Origin of the sequence: uncultured Winogradskyella sp. (assembly GCF_937958655.1) — a bacterium.
In the GTDB taxonomy this organism is placed as follows: Bacteria; Bacteroidota; Bacteroidia; order Flavobacteriales; family Flavobacteriaceae; genus Winogradskyella.
The window spans coordinates 24,118-40,083 of sequence record NZ_CALGNH010000031.1 but is presented as its reverse complement, the minus strand read 5'-3'; the positions used below and the strand labels follow the sequence as shown (position 1 = coordinate 40,083).

Genomic DNA, 15,966 nt, shown 5'->3' with positions numbered 1-15,966 from the left:
CACCTATAGCTACCATTCCTAAACCACCAGCATTTACCGTGTGGGAATCTGTACCAATCATCATTCCTCCAGGAAATGCATAATTTTCTAATACAACTTGGTGAATAATACCTGCACCTGGCTTCCAAAAACCAATACCGTATTTATTAGATACTGACTCTAAAAAGTTAAATACCTCACTACTAGTGTTATTGGCATGCTTTAAATCTGTAGCTGCACCATCTTTGGCTTGTATTAAGTGGTCGCAGTGCACCGTGGTAGGTACTGCAACTTTTGGTTTACCTGCTTGCATAAATTGCAACAATGCCATCTGAGCTGTTGCATCTTGGCAAGCTACTCGGTCTGGCGCAAAGTCTACATAATCTTTTCCTCTTGCAAAAGCCTTGGTAGGTTTACCATCCCATAAGTGAGAATACAATATCTTTTCAGAAAGTGTTAACGGTTTACCAACAATTTCTCTTGCAGCATCTACACGCTCCGTCATGTTAGCATAAACCTTCTTAATCATGTCAATATCAAAAGCCATATATTTTTTTTAAGGTTGATAATTTTTTAGCATCACAAAGCTACAAATTTTAACGGAATTTTTTTAAATAGTATCACGGTTTTGAAATACTTAATACAATAATGTAATTCGTGCTCTTTTTTATAAAATTCTCAATTTTAAAATTCGATTCTTAATAACTTAACAATATAAGACGAAAGTTTCTTATAAAATTAACAATAGGAAACAACCTCTTTTTCTTTAGTGTATATTGAAAAACGCTTTAAAACGCTTATGATCTCTCATTTTAGTTAATGGTAATTCATAAAAATTATAGAATATATATGCACTACCAAAAGTAAGTCCCCAATATAAAAAGGTGTAAAGCCACAACTCTGCAGACAGCAGATTTTCTGAAGGTACAAACACTTTTAAAAGATGAAGAATAATAGAGTAATGTAACAGATATATGGAATACGATAATAAACTAATCGTCATAAAAAAATTTGCTATACGTTTTGAGGAAATTTTAACCTTCATTAAATAAGGTAATAATAAACACACCGAAATTGAATTTAGCGGTAAGTATATTAGAATCATAAAAAAAGGCATGTCAGCTACTGTTAAACCCAGAAAACCTCTAAAAACATGCAGAATTATTATAATAGATAAACCAACTAAGAAACATAGCCTTCGGTATCTATTAAACCAACTCTCCGCATAATCATACAAGTACCTAAATAAAAAACCAAGATAAACAGCGTCTAAACGGTTAATTAAAACTTTTCTTATGTTTTCGTTCCAATCTGAAATGTCCTTAAGCTCTCTTGTTAGGTAGAAGTGAAGTTTAGGAATGGTAAAAATAATAACCGTTAATAAGGTTACATAAAAGAACAACCGCCTTCTATTTATAGTCTTAAACTTTGCAATGAGCACAAATAATATTAAAGGAATAATTATGTACGAAAATTGTTCTACAGACAAACTCCAAGAAATTCTATAAAATGCAGGAGATGGCTCACAGAAATTCTGAATAAAAATAAAGTACTTATAAAGCGCTTTGGGCATTGTGTTATAAATACAATACCAAATTAACACATTAAGTAATAAAATGAGATAATATGCCGGAAATGTTCGTACCCAACGACGAAGGATAAAGGTTTTTAGATGCTTAAAACCATAGTTTGGTTTTGTAATATCCCTTAGTATAATACGTGCAATTAAAAAGCCACTAATTACAAAAAACACCTCAACTCCTATTGTACCACTCATTTGCATTAAAGTAGCAATTGGCTTGGGATAATTATCACTAATCCATAAGGTATGAGAAAATAAAACAAGTAAAATGGCACAGGTGCGCGCTATATCTAAACCAACATTTCTCTTTTTGTTCGGAATTATCACAGGTCAAATATAATTCCAATTATTAAATGTACTAAAAGAGATCTTCAATAATCTTTTTATCGGTAATGCCTTCAGCCTCGGCTTTGTAATTTTTTATAATTCTATGTCTCAGAATTCCTATTGCTACAGCTTGTATATCTTCAATATCGGGTGAGAATTTACCTTGTGTTGCAGCATGTGTCTTAGCTGCAAGAATTAAGTTTTGAGATGCTCTTGGCCCTGCTCCCCAATCTACAAATTCTTTAACAATAGCTGCTGCAGTATTTGCCTTTGGTCTAGTTTTACCCACAAGTGTTACAGCATATTCTATGACATTATCGGCTACAGGAATACGACGTATTACATTTTGAAAGTCTATAATTTCTTGTGCTGTAAATAATGAATTAACGGACTGCTTAACGTCTGTGGTTGTTGCCTTTACCACCTCTACCTCTTCGTTAAATGAAGGGTATTCTAAATTTATAGCAAACATAAAACGGTCTAATTGTGCCTCTGGTAATGGATATGTTCCTTCTTGCTCAATTGGGTTTTGTGTTGCCAAAACAAAGTAGGGCAAACTTAGTGGATATTGATGCCCTGCAACAGTGACAGAGCGCTCTTGCATTGCTTCTAGCAAAGCTGCCTGCGTTTTTGGAGGTGTTCTGTTGATCTCATCTGCTAAAATAATATTGGCAAAAATAGGACCTTTAATGAATTTAAACTTTCGGTTTTCGTCTAAGATCTCACTCCCTAAAATATCACTTGGCATTAAATCTGGCGTAAACTGTATACGCTTAAAATCTAGTCCTAATGTCTTTGCAATGGTATTAACCATTAAAGTTTTTGCTAGCCCTGGAACACCTATTAAGAGTGAGTGCCCACCAGAAAAAATAGAAATTAAAATTTGATCTACAACCTCATCTTGTCCAATGATTACTTTAGCAATCTCTTGTTTTAGGGTCTTATATTTTTTTACAAAATTTTCAATTACTGAAACGTCAGACATACTTATTGCGTTTTTAACCAATCACTCTCATAATCACAATCTCTATACTCACCATTTATTTTAATATAAGTAGCTGAGATGGTTTCTTTTTGCCATTTCTCAATAGCCTTTACTTGCTTATCTTGCAATGCTAATTCTTTAATCTTTAAATAATCTCTTGCAAAGTCTGCTTTATGATCGTCAATTCTATCTGATACTGTCATTATTTTAAACTTTAAAGAATTTACGCGGTCTTCATCTTGTATTACTTCGCTTATTTCTCCTTCTTTTAAGTCTTGAATTTGTGTATACAATTCGGTATCCATACGTGCGAGTTCAAAGTTAAAATCTTGCGTAGTAGGGTTAGTTAACTTTCCTCCTTCATATTTTGTTTCTTTTTCGTCACTAAATTCTCGCGCAGCTTCAGCAAAAGAAATACTTCCGTCTACAAGTTTTTCTCTAACCATATCAATTTTATCCTTAGCTTCCTTAATAGCATCTTGGGTAAGCTCTGGCCTTAATAATATATGCCTTACGTCATACTCCTGACCTCTAATTTTTTCTAAATAAATGATATGAAATCCAAAATCGGTTTCAAAAGGTTCTGAAATTTCACCTTCTTGAAGGTTAAAAGCAACATCTCTAAATTCTTTAACCATTCTTGGTCTTTTTCTATTCATTGTAGGTAACAAGCCTCCATTATTTTTGGACCCTCCATCATCCGAATAAAATAACGCTTTAGTTGTAAAACTTGCACCATTTTCTTCTATGTCTCTCTTAAATTCATTTAGCTTATCTATAACTTTTTGTTTGGCTTCTTTAGTGACTTCTGGTATAACAACAATTTGCGCCACCTTTAGTTCTGTACCAAAAGTTGGTCTTTCGTCTACTGGTATGTCATTAAAAAACGTTCTTACTTCTTCGGGTGTAACCTCAATGTCTTTAATGACCTTAGATTGCATTTCTTTGGCGAGGTATCCATTTTTGTTGATTTCATACATTTCGTCTCTTAGAGCTTGTTCTGAGTCTTTTTTATAAAACTTTAATAAATCGTCCATACCCCTTTGGGTCTGCGCTAAGATACCTTGTATTTGTTGTTCTACAAGAGACTGTATATAGAGTTCATTTACTATGACACTATCTTGTATGGCTTGGTGGGCATAAAGTTTCCGTTCTAGTAAACTTCCAAAAAGTTCACATCTGGATACTTCCGATAAATCTGCACCTTGGGCTTCTAATTGAGCAATTTCTCTGTCTAAATCAGACTCTAGGATTATAAAATCGCCAACAACAGATGCAACGCCATCTGCCTTAATTCTATTTTCTTTTAGCAGTGTATCCTTAGACTTAAGGTTTGGCCTTACGTCGTCTGGAATAATTTCTTGAGCACCAACTGTACTTAAAAAACATAAAGACAAACCAGCTATTGCTTTACTTATAGAGTTGAAATTGATTGTTTTTAATCGCATCTTTTATAATATCATTTTCGAGTTCCTTAATGAGCTCTAATTTTCTTTTATTTATGACAATTTGCTTTATAGATTCGCCAACATAACTCAAAGGTGCATAGTCATCTTTAACCCTTACATTATTGACCTGCATCAAATATAGGTTTAATGAATCTTTGAGTTGTAAAAAATTAGATTTTTTTAACAGTTGTTCTTTTTTTAAGGTATTCAGTACTGGGATTTTGGCCAATAAATCAGTGTTTTTAACCCATAATGAATCTTTTAATGAATAGGCTTTAAATTGCACCGATATTGAGTCTAAATATCTTTTGTCCTTTTCTTTAAATCTTTTAAATCTAGATTTTATAGTATCTAACCCTACAGGATTTAAAGGTAGGGTAAGGTATCTAAATTGTATAAGATTATCATTAAGCTTAAAGGATTCCTTATTAGCTTGGTAAAAGACTTGTAATTCTTTTTGACTCACCGTAGTATCAATGTTCTTTTTTACTAAAACTTCTAGGTAGGCTTTAGTAAAAAGATCGTTTCTATATTGTTCTACTAGTTTAGAATATTCTGTTTGTTTATCTTCTGGAATATTAAGCAAGGCACCATCCATTAACAATAATTGCCTAGCCCAACGATTTATATAGGTGTTAACCAAAACGGTACTGTCTTCAATTGAAGCGCCTTCTGGCACAATATCATCTAAGTCTTCTTGGTAAAGATAAGACTCATTAACTCTAGCTACAGGGTCTCCTTCCTCTGTTTTCTTAAAAAAAGTACAACTTGCTAACAACAAGCAGACTGCAAATATTTTGAGGGTATTATTCAAAATTTAGTGTTGCTTCTTTATATATTTTTTAACTGCTTTTAGAGCTTTATCATTAACCTCTACATTAAAACGTTGTTGCAGCGCTTTTAACCAATTAGTCTCAATTACTAATTGGTAATCGTTAATAACGTTGCCTCTAGCTTCCTCTAAGGTTTTAGGACCTGCTGGGTATATAGATTTAATATCTAAAACATGAAAGGCATCATTATGATTATACACTTTAGACACACCGGCTTTTAGCTCTAAATTAGTCGGTAACTTAGGGTCGTTAAGATTATAAGTGCCACTAGTAAATATTACATTTTGTGTTTCTTCATTATTAAATTTTGCACTCATAGTCTCCTCAGAACGGTTATTTTTTAAACTACGTATAAGTTTCTTTGCTATAGATTTATCTGCTGTAGTTGCTATGAGTACTTTTACTCTATCGTCCCACTGGTATTTAGATTTATTTTTGTTGTAATATGCTTCTAGACCTAAGGAATCTTTAGAGGCTTTATTCCAAACCTCTTTTTCCATTAAATCGAATAATAAAAGTCCATCTCTATATTCTTTAAGGATATCGGCAAAATCTTTGTTTTCGAGTTCTAAATTATCCTCTCTGTACCTAAGTATTACCTTTTCGAAAAATCTGTTATATTCCCTATTAACTACACTAGCAAGTGACATTTGCTTATTGGTATATGAACGCTGCGCATTTAATAAATGCCTGGCAAAATCAGAGTACCTATAATTGTTATTATTAATGGCTACAATAATTTTATCTTTAGTAAAATCGTCTGGAAACTTCCATGAGCGTTTAAAGAAATCATCATTTAAAATAGACTCAAAATAGGCTTTAGCTTCTTTAGTATGCACAATACTATAACGCTGCTTTAATTCCTCTACCATAGCGTTATTTATAAGCTTTGACCGAGAGTCTCTTTTAACCCTAGACTCTAAAGTTGGTTTTATTTCTTCAAAAGATTTAAGTGGCTCTAAACCTATACGTTTTACAATATGCCATCCGTAAGCCGTTTTAAATGGCTTACTAATTGCATTGTCTTTTTTTAATGAAAACGCCATATCCTCAAATTCAACAGAACTTAATTGTCCACTTTTAAAAGGCGCTAATTGCCCTCCGTTTTTAGCAGAACTTTTGTCATCTGAGAATTGTTTAGCCAAAGACTCAAAAGACTCTCCCTGTTGTAGTTTTTGATAAATATCGTTTATACGACGCTCTGGGTCTAAAAGCGAATCTTTTTGCTGTAAAGAAATCATAATATGAGCTGCTGTAAGCGTTCCTCTAGATTTCCGTTTATTTTTAACAAAAACAACATGATACCCAAATTGGGTTCTAAACGGTTTTGAGAACTCATTAACGGGAGTGTTAAAAGCTGCGCTTTCAAAATCATATACCATTTTAAATGCAGAAAAGTAACCCAAATCTTCTAAGAAAACGGTTTTACCATTATGTGCATCTTGCTTTACCTCATCAAACCCCTCGTTTTCAACTCTTTTCTTTAATGCTAACACTCTATTATAAGCACTTAAGGTATCTTTAGCCGTTGCGTCTAGTCTTACTAAAATATGTGACGCGTTAATGTCGTAACTACTGCGTTCATAAGCCTCTGCAACTAAAGCTTCAGTTACCTTGTTTTCTGATAAATAATTTTGAGTGAGTTGTTTTTTATATCTTAAAAATTCTCGCTGATATTTAGCATCTTGGTCTAGCTTTAGTCGTTTCGCTTCCTTTAGTTTTAGCTGGTACTCAGTAAAAAGCGTTAAATAACTGTCTATGTCTTTTTGACTTTCATCTTTAACTAAGTCTAAATTTTTATTGTAAACTCTAATAAATTCTGACGTCATTACAGGCTCTCCATCTACTTTTAAAAGCACTTGGTCTTTTATTTGCGCAAAAGAAACGTTGCTCGTTAAAAATAGAAAGACCACTAATTTGAATACAATTTTCATAATAATTTCACCTTTATAACAGCAATAATACACTAAATATATTCACTGATTTTAGAGTTAAGCAAAAATAACATAAATCGCTTATTTTACAAGTCGTAGGCAAAGTCTTGCACAAAAAAAATGCTCTAAATTAATTCTTCTACATTATAACTTCTAAATTGGTTATAACGTCGATAAGTTTATAGTTAGTATATGTTGTTTTTATATCTTTAATTTAGATTAATAGGCTATGCAATACACATCTGAAATTATCATTAACAAACCTTTAGATTTTGTTATAAAAAAGATGAATAATCCTAATAATATGAAACATTGGCAAGACGGTTTAGTTGCTAATGAATATATCTCTGGATCGCCTGGACAATTTGGAGCTAAAATGAAATTGCATTACAATTTTGGCAAAAGAAAAATGGAACTTATTGAAACCATTACTAAGCAAAATCTTCCAGATGAATTTCATGCTACTTATACAACTAAAGGCGTAAGAAATATTCAAGAGAATTATTTTGTAAATTTTAAAGGACATTCCACAAAGTGGATTTGTAAAAACGCGTTTGAACCTACCTCACTTAAGATGAATGCTATGTTATTTTTTATGCCAAAGGCGTTTAAAAAACAAACCAAAATGTATATGGCCAACTTTAAAAACTTTGCGGAAAACAATAGCACTGTATCCAATGCGTAGACTTAAATTAATCTGGGATTTTAAAGGCTCTGTGAGCCAAAAAACAGCGGAGCATCATTTAATTCATTTAAAAGAATACATCGCTTTAAAACAATTAGATATTGATATTACAGGTATTGAAACTATAAGCGATATGCATAGCTTAGCTTATTTAGTTGTTGATGAATCTGAAATGAAACCCATTAGAGACGCTTTAAAGCCACACCGTGGGCAGCTATATTTGGGTTAAATTATAACCTGTCAGATGGAGCGTAGTCGAGGTCTTTTAAACTAGACCTTTTAAAAACATCTCGATTAGGCTCTATGTGACAGCTAGATTGAAAAATCTAAAATAATCGTTTGAAAAATGCTTGAATAAATCGTTTGTTTGGCACAGCTAAAATGATCTTTAAATCTTCAATTAAAGTAGATTCTTCATCTAAGAACTTAAATATGGTTTTTACATTTGCCTTTCTAAACATAGATGCAAAAATCGCCGCACCTTCTTCATTGTGATGTGCTAAAACATCCAAAAAAATTAGGTCATAGAACCAAAATTTAGATGTTTTATAAAATTTTGTAAGGTCATTGTTGTGCTTTAAAAAATTAACCAAAGCCTTTGTCTTTTTAGTGGTGTTACTAAATGTATAACCTGTACTTGCTTTGGTCCAACCACCTGCAGTACCAATGTTTAAAATATGCTTAGAGTTTTTTTGATAAAACTTATACGAGGTCATTGGTATAGCCCCTTTTTCTACTTCTGAAATTTTATAGTCTGTAATATTTTTATCTACTAAATAGGCTTTTATAGCCGCTTCATATTCTGATAGCTGTAAGAATTCTTTAGAAAACAAGGTGTACTCAAACAGTGCGTTTTGCTTATTAATTGGCAACACATACATAAATCTCGTATTTCCATTTTGTGGTACTGCAAAATCCATAAATGTAGCCACTGAATCGTCAAAAGAATCATTGTTAGTAGTTACAAACCAGCCTACAAAATGCTGTTGCAATACAGGATATGTTTTTTGTGCTTCATAAACCGACGGATTTGGTATGCTGTTAAAAAGCTTTGATGCAACGTAGCTGCCGTTTGTAGTACTAACATATACGCGTTCATTCTTAGTTTCAAAATTATCAACGGTGTTCTCAGTAAAAGTGATATTAGATTTTGTGTTGATAAATTCCCAAAGTGATTTATAGAAATCTTGGCTTCGTATCATATTATACTGATACGGCAAAATATCAATACCTTTAGAAAACACTTTAGAACCAAAGAAAATCTTAGACCATGTTTTGGTGACTATAGCATCCCACTCTCCAATCCCTTTTTGCCAAAAACACCAGGTTCTATCGTTTCCTTTGTCTTTAGTTTTATCAATAACCAAAATTGATTTATCATCAAAAAAAGGATCTTTTGCCATACGATAGGCTAACATTAAGCCCGAAGCACCAGCTCCTAATATGATGTAATCATACTTAATCATTAATACATTAGACTAAAAAATTTATAAGAATTACGCCGAGTTTATCTCGAATAATTAGGTGCTTCTTTGGTAATCGTTACATCATGAGGATGGCTCTCATGGATACCACTTGCTGTGATTTTAACAAATCGTCCTGTTTCCTTCAAGGTGGCGATATCTTTAGCACCGCAATATCCCATACCAGCTCTTAAGCCACCTACAAATTGATGAATACTCTCAAAAAGTTCACCTTTGTAAGGAACACGACCTACAATACCTTCTGGTACAAGTTTCTTAATATCATCTTCCACATCTTGAAAATAACGGTCTTTACTCCCTTGCTTCATAGCTTCTACAGAACCCATGCCTCGATACGATTTAAACTTACGACCTTCGTAAATTATCGTCTCACCTGGGCTTTCTTTTGTACCAGCCAATAGCGACCCTAACATTACGGTATCTGCACCTGCTGCTATGGCTTTTGGTATATCTCCTGTATAACGGATGCCACCATCTGCAATTACAGGCACACCAGTACCTTTAATGGCAGCTGCAACTTCTAACACCGCAGAAAATTGTGGAAAACCAACACCTGCAACAACGCGAGTTGTACAAATTGAACCCGGACCAATACCAACTTTAACAGCATCTGCACCAGCCTCAACTAAATATTTAGCAGCGTCTCCAGTTGCTATATTTCCAACGATGACTTCTAACTTTGGAAATTTATTTTTAATAGCTTTTAAAATGCTAACCACACCTTTGGTATGGCCATGAGCTGTATCAATAACTACAGCGTCAACACCTGCTTTTACCAAAGCTTCTGCTCTATCGACAGCGTCTCCTGTAACACCAATTGCCGCTGCAACTCTTAATCTTCCATAGCTATCTTTATTGGCATTTGGTTTTTGAGTCACTTTGGTAATATCTCTAAAGGTAATGAGTCCAGCAAGTTTATCGCCTTCAACAATCAATAGCTTTTCAATTTTATTTTCTTGTAAAATAGCCTCAGCATCTTTTAAAGACGTTCCTTTTGGAGCTGTTACTAAATTTTCGCTTGTCATAACCTCTACTATGGCTCTGTCATTTTGATGCTCAAACCTCAAATCACGGTTGGTTACAATTCCTTTCAACACTCCATTATCATCAACAATAGGGATACCACCAATACTATGTTCTCGCATTGCATTTTTTGCATCAGCGACTACAGCATCCATTGATAGCGTTACTGGGTCTATAATCATTCCGCTTTCAGCGCGTTTTACACGTCGTACTTTTTGAGCCTGCTCTTCTATAGTCATGTTTTTATGAAGTACACCAATACCGCCTTCTTGCGCCATAGCAATAGCCATTCTACTCTCAGTAACCGTATCCATAGCAGCTGAGATTACAGGAATATTTATAGTAATGTTTCTGGTAAATTTTGTTTGAATATTAACCTCGCGTGGCAATACTTCTGAAAAGGCTGGAACTAATAGGACGTCGTCGTAAGTAAGACCTTCACCTAAGATTTTATTTTCGTGTGCTGTCATGTTGCAATTAGATTCCCATTTTAATGAGAATGAAAATTTTTAGATAAAATAGCTTAACTATTTTTGTTATTGTTTTCAATTAATTGCATGCAAATCTACGCATTTTATTTCATTTAAAGTAGCAAAAACGTTTGAGTGTAGTTTAATAAAGCCCTTGACTTAAAATAAAAGTCGTCTCAATAAATTTATATATTTGTTTTAATAAAACACAGGAATGAACAAAGTAAAATTATGCCTAAAACTTATACTGCAGTGTGGCATAAAAACTTCTTGGTAGTGCAGGGATTATACCAGGCCCTGGATAACCTGTGGCACGTTGTGTAAAATACACTTCGTCTAAAAGATTATTTACTCCAGTTTCTAAGGTCCAACTTTTATAACGATAAGACAAGGATAAATCTAATACGGCATATGCCGGAATTGTTCCAATAATACCACTAACATTATCATTACGATCTTGAGGTGCATTTGAAGCATCGGTATATTGCTCTGATAAATAAGAATACTGTAGGTCTAATAATATATTTTTATAACCCATTTTTAGACCTGTTCTAAAATTTACATTAGGAACAAAAGGTAATTCATTACCCTCTACTCCTGGTACCTCAGATGCAATAAATTTAGATTGAGTTAATGCTAAATTAACATAATAATTTAATTTATAATCGTTTTGGGTGCTAAAGAAAGTTTCCTTTAAATTCCAATCAATTAAGCTCTCAAAACCATAGGTAAAAGCACGACCTATGTTTCCTCTAAAACGCACCACGCGTCCTTCTTCAACGGTTTCCCCAAAAGCATTGACTCTTGTACCTGTTCTAATCACCTCATCTATACGATCGTTGTATAATAAACCAAAAACATTAGCATCATAAGACAATACTTTTTTATAGCGACCTCTTAGTCCTAAATCTGCAGAGAAACCACTTTCGTCATTTATATTTTCATCAACCTGAAAAGAAGGATTAATTATTCTTATATCACTAAAGGTCACTGATCTATAATTTTGCGAAAAGTTTCCATAAATTTCTAATGATTTATTAGGTTTATAGCTTACTCCCAAACCAAGTAATATAATGTTACGCTCTCGTGTTCGGTTATCTGTAAACGTACTATCTAACAATACGTTATCAGCAAGGTCTCTATTAACTGAACGAAAAGTTCCTTCACTTGCTGTTTTAATGTATTCAAATCTTATGCCTGGAGTTAGCGACAATTTATCGGACAGGTAAAAAATATTTTCAGCAAATACAGCTAAATTTAAATTAGGAAAATCAAAATCGGATTGTCTTAACTCTACAGGTAAATCTTGAACCTCATAATCAACAAAATTAAAATTAGGATCATTACCATTGGTTCCAGGCCCTTGGCGCTCTTGGTTAAATGCCTGATAATATTTTCCACCAACGAGCAAGGTTGATTTTTTGTTTTTGATATTATAATTTTTAAGGTACCTTAACTCTGTTCCCCAATTTCTAAATTCTCCGACTTGTAAATCTCTTGGCTCATCGGTATCATCTATTTGAGATACTCGATTTGTTCTAAATCCAATTGCACTTCTCGATGAGTTCATTCCCCAAAAATTGGCCTTAAAACGCTCGTTTTCAGAAAATTTATGGTCTAATTTAAAGGTGAGTAAATTCCAATTTACTTTAAACCAATTCCTTGTGCGGTTACTAAATGTAGGATCTTCATAAAATTGCACATCTGTAAGTCCACCAGGTTGTTGTGCAGTATAATTAAGGTGTGTAAATTCTAGCCCAATAGACGTTTTATCTGAGAGTTTATAATTAAGATTTGTAAACACATTAAAAGCCTCAAGACCCATATTTGGCCTTGGTGCTTCATCTAAATTATTTTTATAAGAGACATAGGTGTAATGGCTAAATTTACCATTTGTACCACTAATACTATTAAAGGTATTAAAGCCACAATTGGTATCGTAAGATTGTCTTGTTATAATTTCTAATGGTTTGGTTGAAGGGTCTCTAAGCTTAAAATTAATTAGGCCACCAAACTGTGTACCATATTGCAAAGAGGCTGCACCTCTAATTATTTGTATTTCTTCTAAAGCTTCTGCAGGCGGTGTATAATAACTTTCAGGATAACCCAAAACATCTGCACTAATATCATAACCATTTTGGCGCGTATTAAAATTAGACGTTCTATTAGGATCTAAACCACGACCTCCAATGGATAATTGTAAACCACAATTTGTACTTTCATAAATATTAAGACCTACAACTTGAGCAAAAATCTGTCTTGCATTTCCGTTAGATTTATTCCCTAATATTTGGCCAACTAAAACGAACTCATTTTTCTTACCTGCAAAAATAGTAGTGCCCTCTACGTCTTTTGCGCGTTTTAAGTCAAATACTTCCTTACGTTTTGCCTGGATAAGCACTTCGGACAAGGTATTGGATTTTTTAATCCTTACATCTACAATTTTATCAGTATCAATACTAAACGTTTTTTCGTACCATGCATAATCATCGTTATAAAAAACAATGGTGTGCAACCCAGAATTTAAGTCGTCTAAAATAAAATTACCACTTGCATCTGTTGTTGTTTCTTTACCCGAATTCTTATCAAATAAGAATAAAAAAGCTATTGGATCTTTAGTTTCAGCATCTATGACCTTACCTTGTAACTTATATTGGCTATGTCCTAATATTGAAAAACAACAGAAAACTACAACTACTACTAGTTTCTTAAAATCCATAAATTGTATCATTAAATGGTAATATCCAATCCTTATGCTTCCATGAGTCTTTAACCTTGGTGAGATTGATATTAGGGTCTATATATTGTTGACTTAAACGTCCGTTTAAAGCAATGTAACTCTCTACATAAACTTCAGGATTTTTTATCCCTTTTTCTTTATAAGTCGTTTCTAAAAAATGTGCGAATTCTAAAATAAAATCGGCCTGCATACGCATTTGCTTTTCTTGATAATCTGTTAAATATGCAGTATGATCTACATAAAACCACTTTTTGGTTGCAGGATCTACAATTTTAAATTGTACATAACCACCCTTTTCCATTAGCATTACACGCCAAGAGAATCTGTAGCCTTCTTCGGTCCAAAATAATTCATCTGGATACAAAAGGTATCTAAACGGAAATAAAATCTGAAAACTAAAAAAGACTATAAATACACCAACTATAATTCGATTTTTAATATTCGGCACCCAACTTAAGGTCTTTTCTTTAATGGTGTATTTACTATTAAATAGCTTTTGTAATTTATGTATTAAACCTTGGTGCAAATGGGAATTAAAGAAAATAAGTGTTGAAAAAATCATGACATAAGGAAAAATTCCGATTGGAAATAACACTCTCGTTAATACATGAAAAACAACCACCAACACAAAAGCCAAAACACGTGTTCTTTTATAAAATAATAAAAAGGGAATAGACAAATCATAAAGCATACCAAACCAACTCATAGCATAGTGCACCCATTCATGTCTAAAAAAATCTCCAATTAGTGGTAAATAGTCTCGAGATGGTAACCATATTTGTAAGGGCATAGCTCTTAGTAACCATTCTGAATTTATTTTTGCCAAGCCTGCATATACATAAACTATAGTTAGCATCAATTGAATGACAAAAATATTATATCGTGGAATTTTATTAAAAGCTAATTTTGACTGTCGTTTTGCGTCTATTGAAAAATAACAATTTGCAGGTAAAAAAATGAGCAAAAAACCGATGATACTCACAAAATAATAATGATTAAGATAGTAGGTCTTATCTATGAGTTCGCAATATGTAAAACTCAAAAAAAAGAGTAAACAACTTAATCTATACCTATAACCCAAAGCAATACCTATAGATGATAAAAGCGTAATACCGTACAAAATGTAAGTGTATTGCCCTAGGCTTTTAATAAATGTAAGTCCATAATATTTAAAATGAAATATAGGTTCTATGTAATACGTTTCTACCCAATTACCTGACATAAAGCGTATTGTACCAAAACACATTAAGCAACCAAATAAAACCCGAAAGACCGCAAGTGGTGCGGCCTTTACAGGTTGTTTTAAATATGTAATTATACTATTAATCAAAGCTTAGTCACCATCACCACTATTAAATTCCACAGCAATACTTAAGGCAGAAAACATATCTGACTTTAATAATACTACATTGGCTTGTAAAATCTCAAAAGCATTGAGCATGGCATTATTATCTGTAATAATTTGTTGATAGAAATTATCATTTAAGGTCGTAATGGCATCTCGAGATGCATTAAATTGTGTGTTTATAAGGGTTGAAAGATCGTCTCCTTCTTTCATTGTATTTAAAAAATTAAGATAATCTTCTAAGCTTTCTCCATTACCTAAACCGTTGATGGCATCTCCGTTAAAAAAACCTTGTAATGCATCTAAGGCCTCTAAGCACAATGTCTTTGACAAGTCTTTTTTGTAAAAAGCTTCGACCTTATCTGCTTCTATATTACCACCTGAAAATACACCTGCCGGAAATCCAATTTTTCCATTTCTAAAAATACGTTCGTAATATTCCATCCAATCATTAACCAAACTATTAGTTGAGCTATTAGATGAAGATCCGTCGTTATTAACAAAAGTATCTCGGTAACCCGTTTGCCATTCTAAAATAACACTATCTGTTAATGCTTTAATACGATCAACTAAGTCTACTAAATAAGTTATATAAGCACTAGAATTAGCATCTGTGGTATATTTTTCTAAAATACTGTTATCGGTGTTTTCTAAACCAAATAAGAGGTAATCTAAAGCAGGGAAACCTTGTGCATCATTTAAATTAATATCCTGTAAATTGTAATTACCTGTTTCAATATTTGTATCTATACTACTTGTGTTTGTTGGATACGTATTAATGAAACTTCTAAAAAACACTGTTTCTGCAGGACCAATATTAAACATAGATACATTTTGCCAACTTATATAGGCATCTTGCCAAGCAGCGCGTAATGTACTAAAATTAGCTTCGGTTGGCGCAGCTTCAAAATTATCAGTTGCCGCTTTTAAAGCATTAACATCTATACCAAAGGTTGTGTAAGACGGTACAATAATATTATCCGCCCAATTAGTTAACATGGCTTGTCTATTAAATTCATCGGTGTTGGTATCTGTATCTGAACTATCATCACTGCAGCTCCAAGCGAGTGCAATAATTAATATACCAATTAAAGGAAGACATAATTTACTCCATTTCATAAAATCAACTAT

Annotated in this window: 13 protein-coding genes; 2 read left to right on the top strand and 11 right to left on the bottom strand. The window is 33.0% G+C overall.

The genetic code is table 11. The features are described from left to right. From Q0800_RS06670 to Q0800_RS06645, 6 genes are all read right to left on the bottom strand, one after another. Positions 1-526, bottom strand: a 526-nt coding sequence (locus Q0800_RS06670; RefSeq protein WP_299128479.1) for an aconitase family protein, incomplete at its 3' end; no start/stop codon positions are given. Positions 527-745: 219 nt separating this feature from the next. After that, positions 746-1,888: an acyltransferase gene (locus tag Q0800_RS06665; RefSeq protein WP_299128478.1), complete on the bottom strand. Its 1,143-nt coding sequence runs from the start codon at positions 1,886-1,888 to the stop codon at positions 746-748. A gap of 31 nt (positions 1,889-1,919) precedes the next feature. Then, positions 1,920-2,873: a MoxR family ATPase gene (locus tag Q0800_RS06660; RefSeq protein WP_299128477.1), complete on the bottom strand. Its 954-nt coding sequence runs from the start codon at positions 2,871-2,873 to the stop codon at positions 1,920-1,922. Positions 2,874-2,875: 2 nt separating this feature from the next. Beyond that, positions 2,876-4,321, bottom strand: a complete 1,446-nt coding sequence (locus tag Q0800_RS06655) for a peptidylprolyl isomerase (RefSeq protein ID WP_299128476.1) — start codon at positions 4,319-4,321, stop codon at positions 2,876-2,878. Further along, positions 4,284-5,135 (bottom strand): peptidyl-prolyl cis-trans isomerase, encoded by an 852-nt coding sequence (locus tag Q0800_RS06650; RefSeq protein WP_299128475.1) that lies wholly within the window; start codon positions 5,133-5,135, stop codon positions 4,284-4,286. Before Q0800_RS06650 ends, Q0800_RS06655 begins: the two co-directional genes overlap by 38 nt. 3 nt (positions 5,136-5,138) lie before the next feature. After that, complete coding sequence (locus Q0800_RS06645; protein ID WP_299128473.1) at positions 5,139-7,088, bottom strand: peptidylprolyl isomerase; 1,950 nt, start codon at positions 7,086-7,088, stop codon at positions 5,139-5,141. Between the two features lie 229 nt (positions 7,089-7,317). Between Q0800_RS06645 and Q0800_RS06640 the strand changes: the two genes are divergently transcribed. Then, a complete protein-coding gene (locus Q0800_RS06640) occupies positions 7,318-7,773 on the top strand; it encodes an SRPBCC family protein (RefSeq protein WP_299128471.1) in 456 nt (151 codons plus the stop codon). Further along, positions 7,766-8,002, top strand: coding sequence for a hypothetical protein (locus tag Q0800_RS06635; protein ID WP_299128469.1), 237 nt, complete (start codon positions 7,766-7,768; stop codon positions 8,000-8,002). Before Q0800_RS06640 ends, Q0800_RS06635 begins: the two co-directional genes overlap by 8 nt. Positions 8,003-8,099: 97 nt before the next feature. Here the strand turns inward: Q0800_RS06635 and Q0800_RS06630 are convergent, their stop codons facing one another. The 5 genes from Q0800_RS06630 to Q0800_RS06610 form a co-directional block, all read right to left on the bottom strand. Then, on the bottom strand, positions 8,100-9,239 hold the full coding sequence (locus Q0800_RS06630; RefSeq protein WP_299128467.1) for a lycopene cyclase family protein: 1,140 nt from the start codon (positions 9,237-9,239) through the stop codon (positions 8,100-8,102). 41 nt (positions 9,240-9,280) lie between these two features. Further along, the gene (gene guaB, locus Q0800_RS06625) at positions 9,281-10,750 is read right to left on the bottom strand and encodes an IMP dehydrogenase (protein WP_299128466.1); all 1,470 of its coding nucleotides are present in this window, start codon (positions 10,748-10,750) and stop codon (positions 9,281-9,283) included. A 235-nt stretch (positions 10,751-10,985) separates the two neighbouring features. Continuing rightward, positions 10,986-13,469 carry a TonB-dependent receptor gene (locus Q0800_RS06620; protein ID WP_299128465.1) on the bottom strand — a complete coding sequence of 828 codons (2,484 nt, stop codon included), beginning with the start codon at positions 13,467-13,469 and terminating at the stop codon, positions 10,986-10,988. Then, positions 13,459-14,820, bottom strand: coding sequence for an HTTM domain-containing protein (locus Q0800_RS06615; protein ID WP_299128464.1), 1,362 nt, complete (start codon positions 14,818-14,820; stop codon positions 13,459-13,461). Before Q0800_RS06615 ends, Q0800_RS06620 begins: the two co-directional genes overlap by 11 nt. Positions 14,821-14,823: 3 nt before the next feature. After that, on the bottom strand, positions 14,824-15,954 hold the full coding sequence (locus Q0800_RS06610; protein WP_299128463.1) for an imelysin family protein: 1,131 nt from the start codon (positions 15,952-15,954) through the stop codon (positions 14,824-14,826). Between the last annotated feature and the right edge of the window lie 12 nt (positions 15,955-15,966).

Bases quoted from the DNA above. Each gene is read 5' to 3' on its own strand.
- Q0800_RS06630 (WP_299128467.1), bottom strand. From the start codon at position 9,239: ATGATTAAGTATGATTACATCATATTAGGAGCTGGTGCTTCGGGCTTA.
- Q0800_RS06635 (WP_299128469.1), top strand. From the start codon at position 7,766: ATGCGTAGACTTAAATTAATCTGGGATTTTAAAGGCTCTGTGAGCCAA.
- Q0800_RS06620 (WP_299128465.1), bottom strand. From the start codon at position 13,469: ATGGATTTTAAGAAACTAGTAGTAGTTGTAGTTTTCTGTTGTTTTTCA.
- Q0800_RS06610 (WP_299128463.1), bottom strand. From the start codon at position 15,954: ATGAAATGGAGTAAATTATGTCTTCCTTTAATTGGTATATTAATTATT.
- Q0800_RS06640 (WP_299128471.1), top strand. From the start codon at position 7,318: ATGCAATACACATCTGAAATTATCATTAACAAACCTTTAGATTTTGTT.
- Q0800_RS06660 (WP_299128477.1), bottom strand. From the start codon at position 2,873: ATGTCTGACGTTTCAGTAATTGAAAATTTTGTAAAAAAATATAAGACC.
- guaB (WP_299128466.1), bottom strand. From the start codon at position 10,750: ATGACAGCACACGAAAATAAAATCTTAGGTGAAGGTCTTACTTACGAC.
- Q0800_RS06645 (WP_299128473.1), bottom strand. From the start codon at position 7,088: ATGAAAATTGTATTCAAATTAGTGGTCTTTCTATTTTTAACGAGCAAC.
- Q0800_RS06655 (WP_299128476.1), bottom strand. From the start codon at position 4,321: ATGCGATTAAAAACAATCAATTTCAACTCTATAAGTAAAGCAATAGCT.